Annotated in this window: 1 protein-coding gene; it reads right to left on the minus strand. The window is 78.2% G+C overall.

Annotation, left to right across the window (positions count from 1 at the left end):
- A partial coding sequence (locus tag AC5LSR_RS04925; RefSeq protein ID WP_493468209.1) for a type I polyketide synthase occupies positions 1–1,479 on the minus strand: 1,479 nt, incomplete at both ends.

The following is a 1,479-nucleotide window of genomic DNA, read 5'->3' on the forward strand; positions in this document are numbered from 1 at the left end:
TGGCCGATGTTGGACTTGACCGAGCCGAGCAGCAGCGGCCGGCCGGCGGGGCGGTGCTGGCCGTAGGTGGCGAGCAGGGCCTGGGCCTCGATGGGGTCGCCGAGGGTGGTGCCGGTGCCGTGGGCCTCGACGACGTCGACGTCGGCGGGGGCCAGGCCGGCGCCCGCGAGCGCCGTGTTGATCACCCGTTGCTGGGACGGCCCGTTGGGGGCGGTCAGCCCGTTGCTCGCGCCGTCGGAGTTGATCGCGCTGCCGCGTACCACCGCCAGCACGCGGTGGCCGTGGCGGCGCGCGTCCGACAGCCGCTCGAGCACGACCACGCCTACGGCCTCCGCCCAGGCGGTGCCGTCCGCGGCGGCGGCGAACGGTTTGCAGCGGCCGTCCACGGACAGCCCGCGCTGCCGGGAGAACTCGGTGAACATGCCGGGCGTCGACATCACGGTCACCCCGCCGGCCAGCGCGAGCCCGCACTCGCCGGAGCGCAGCGCGCTCACGGCCAGGTGCAGTGCCACCAGCGACGACGAGCAGGCGGTGTCCACGGTGATCGCCGGCCCGACGAGGCCGAGGGCGTAGGCCACCCGGCCGGAGGCGACGCTTGGCAGGCCGCCGGTGAGCGCGTACCCGCCGGCCGCGCCGGTGGCCTCGTGCAGCCGCGGGCCGTAGTCCTGCGGGGTGGCGCCGACGAACACCCCGGTCGAGCTGCCCCGCAGCGTCACCGGGTCGATCCCGGCGCGCTCCAGCGCCTCCCAGGAGGCCTCCAGCAGCAGCCGCTGCTGGGGGTCCATCGCGGCGGCCTCCCGCGGGGAGATCTCGAAGAACGCGGCGTCGAACAGGCCGGCGCCGTCGAGGAAGCCGCCCTGGCGGGTGTAGGACGTGCCGGGCCGGCCGGTGCCGTGCTCGTCGGCGCCGGCCGGGTCGTACAGGGCGTCGAGGTCCCAGCCGCGGTCGGTCGGGAACCCGCCGATGGCGTCCTGGCCGGCGGCGAGCAGGTCCCACAGCGCCTCGGGGGAGTCGGCCCCGCCCGGCCAGCGCCCGCTGACCGCGACGATCGCGACCGGCTCGTCCGCGCCGGCTCCCGTCCCGCTCCCGCCCGCGGCCCCCACAGCGGCCCCAGCGGCGCCGGTGCCGGCGGGCGCGCCGGCCACGCCGACGATCTCGGCGAGATGGCGGACGAGCGCGGCGGGCGTCGGGTGGTCGAAGGTCAGTGTGGGCGTCAGCGCCAGCCCGGTGGTGGCCGCCAGCAGGCCGCGGAACTGCACCGCCGCGATCGAGTCCAGGCCGAGGTCCCTGAACGTGCGCCCGGCGCTGACCGCGGCCGGGCCGGTGTGCCCGAGGATGCTGCTCACCGCCGCGCGGACGAGGTCGAGCAGGACGGCGTCGCGCTCCCGCGGGGCGAGCCCGGCGAGCCGGCGGGCCAGCCGCGACGACGGGCCGGCGGCGGACGGCGCCCCCGGCGCCCCCGGCGTTTCGGGTACCGCC

The sequence above is a fragment of the Protofrankia sp. CiP1_Cm_nod4 genome (assembly GCF_982290645.1).